Annotated in this window: 1 protein-coding gene; it reads left to right on the top strand. The window is 44.8% G+C overall.

Annotated elements, in window-relative coordinates; translation table 11 throughout:
- Window positions 1-452 precede the first annotated feature (452 nt).
- Window positions 453-2801 (top strand): EF-hand domain-containing protein, encoded by a 2349-nt coding sequence (locus ACFE90_RS25080; protein ID WP_375505169.1) that lies wholly within the window; start codon window positions 453-455, stop codon window positions 2799-2801.
- Window positions 2802-2820: the final 19 nt, after the last annotated feature.

Below are 2820 nucleotides of genomic sequence, written 5' to 3'. Positions count from 1 at the left end.
TGAGCTTAGTTGATGAACCTTTGAGCTTCGTCAACGAGTTATTAATAGACGATCGCACCTATTCAAATTGTCTGCAACTACATCTAAACTAAAGTTTTCAGACAATAGACGAGACGTTCTGCTGGGATTAAATTCTCGCTTTCTATTTCTACTTTATGATGAAAGCGATCGCAGCAGAACTCCATTACGTTCCCTATGCCGTGGGTTTGTGGTATATGGTTGGCTGTAAGCTAGAAACCTGAGGACAAGACAGACATAAACCCGTCAAGCCGCATTTATTCCAACAATAAGCAACTGACAAATTTATAAGGCGACTGCAAGTAACGTTGAGACGAAATTCAGTCGTTATTGATACTTACTATTTACTTGATATAACTGCACAGCATTGAAGTTACTGTAAGAAAACATGGTAATAAATTTATTAGTGACACTTATGGGATTGGAACAAAACCGTGATTGATGAACAAGAAATAGAAAAATTGTGGCAAGCTTTCAAGGTATTAGACGTAGACGGCAACGGATCTATCTCAACCGACGAACTGGGGGAGGTAATGCGATCGCTAGGACAAAATCCCACGGAAACGGGGCTGCGTGACTTAATCAAAGAGATTGATGTTGACTTGTCAGGCACTATCAACTTTGAAGAGTTTAAAACGCTGATGATAGCTAAGGTAGGCGATCGCCAAAGCCGCCTCAAGTTAGCCTTTAGTGCCTTTGATGAGAATGGTAGCGGTCAGATTACTGCCGTAGAATTGCGGACAGTGATGAGTCAATTTGGACTGACAGACGCTGAGTTGAAAGAGATGTTACAGGAAGTAGATCATGATGGCGATGCCTCAATAGACTTTGATGAATTCTGTCAGCTAGTACCGGACGAGTCAGAGAGCAAAACTGGCTATAAAGACTCACCAATTTCTCTTGACAGTTCGCTCAAAACAGTTACCACTAACGATACAGCAGTTGTTGCCACCACACAGCCTACTTTACAAGAAGCAACCAGCAACACGACTCCAGAATTAGCACAGCTAAGAGAACAGTTAGCGCAACACCCAAACTCACCGAATCAGAAAAAAAGCGGAACCTCCCGCTTACAAATGCAGATTGGTCTGTTTCGTCTAATTCAAGGAGCAGCTTACCGTAGCTTCCGTGAAAGTTTCTCCGCTAACCATGAAACTCACTTGCGCGTCAAAAATCTGCCATACAGAATTACTGACTTTGTGGAATTTGTCAAGCAGGCGATCGCGCTTTACAAAGGATTAGGTGTGGTGTCCGAGGCTTGCTACCCCGTGCTGGATGCAGTGGTTGAATCGATTGCCGATGAATATGCTCGATTACAGGAGCGCATCAAAGACTGGAAAACAGTGGCAAAGACACCAGAAATGTTGGCAGAGGAGAAAGCGATTTTAGAGGCGCGGAGTAAATTTGCCAATGTCAAAGAAAAGTTTGCTGCCGGAGTCGAGTTTGCAATTACCATCAAAAAGAAAAGTCTCAGCTTAGGTGACATCGTGGAAGGTGTGCTGGCCATTAACGAGCTTAATCGGCTCAGAGGAATAGAAATGAATGAAGAAATGGCACCACCACCACCTAAATCTGAGGGAAATCCTAAGGACTATTTATTGAAGTGGAACCGCGTTATCCTTTCGCAGGCAACCGAGGAAGTAGATGGTGCAATGATGCCAGTGGCATACTGGTATGAAGATTTCATGCCGAAGTTGTTAGCAGCATTTAGTGTCTCTACGGCAGCAAATATCCCAAGCAACACCGTACCTGATGAGGCAGCTTTGAATGAGTGGTATGACTGCACAAAAAAATCAGGAGAATTTAACCGCTACGGAGCGGATGTTGCCGAAAACTTTCTCCATTGCACTCCCAAACAGAAACTGATACTCAAACAAGCATGGCGGTTAACACATCACTACCTGAATGGAGTTCAGAAACGGCGTGAACGGCTAGAATTTGGGCGAGAATCAGGCGCACTCTCGCAGTATGTAGCATTCATTGATGTCTATCTAAATCGGACTGAGGTGAAGGATTCCCAAATGCGCGTCAGCTTCCCGTATTATATCGGCCCGGCAGTGTGGCGGTTCTTCCACACCACGGCTGAAATCGTGTGTACCAAAACCGACGTACAGCAAAAAGCCGCAGTAGCAATCTTCAAGGACTTCTTCCAACTGTTTGCCACTATGTACCCCTGTCCCTATTGCCGCCATCACCTGAATATGTACGTTGTGCAGAATAAGGAGATGGATATGTATCCCGTGGAGTACCTTGTGCTTGGGCGCGATCCTAACCTTACTGACTTTGAAGTGTCACTGGAGGCGAAGTTATCTACCGTAGTGGATGGTTCATCTCTGCGTTTATTCTTCTGGAAGCTACATAACACCGTTTCTTCTTCGATTGCGCGATCGGAAGAGTGGTATCACAAGGATGAGAAGGCATTTTACACCACCCGTTTTTGGCCCAGCCTTGACTCGGAGCTAGCAAGAGCGAATGCCCTCAAATATACCAGCATCGAAACTGCTCGCATCTACAATATTTATGGAATGCTCAAGCCTTTAGCACGCCTCACAGGAGTGAAAACCCAATTGCCAAAGCTGTTGCAAAAGGGCGATGAGAATAGTCTCAAAGAAGCATGTATAGTTGCACAGAACCACATTAAGGATTTGGAGGAAGCTGTCATCCGTGGAGAGTTTCTGCAAGAGACATACTACTTTGAGCCTGAACTTGCCGATAAAGCTCCCCTCTTCACCCCTGAAGAAGAAGAGTTTGCCCGAACCAGCATGTTTACAGAAACCATTTAAATATTAGAATGCTTTACAC

The organism is uncultured Nostoc sp. (assembly GCF_964245445.1).
In the GTDB taxonomy this organism is placed as follows: Bacteria; Cyanobacteriota; Cyanobacteriia; order Cyanobacteriales; family Nostocaceae; genus Nostoc.
The sequence above is the reverse complement of the archived record's forward strand: the minus strand, read 5'-3'. Positions and strand labels throughout refer to the sequence as shown.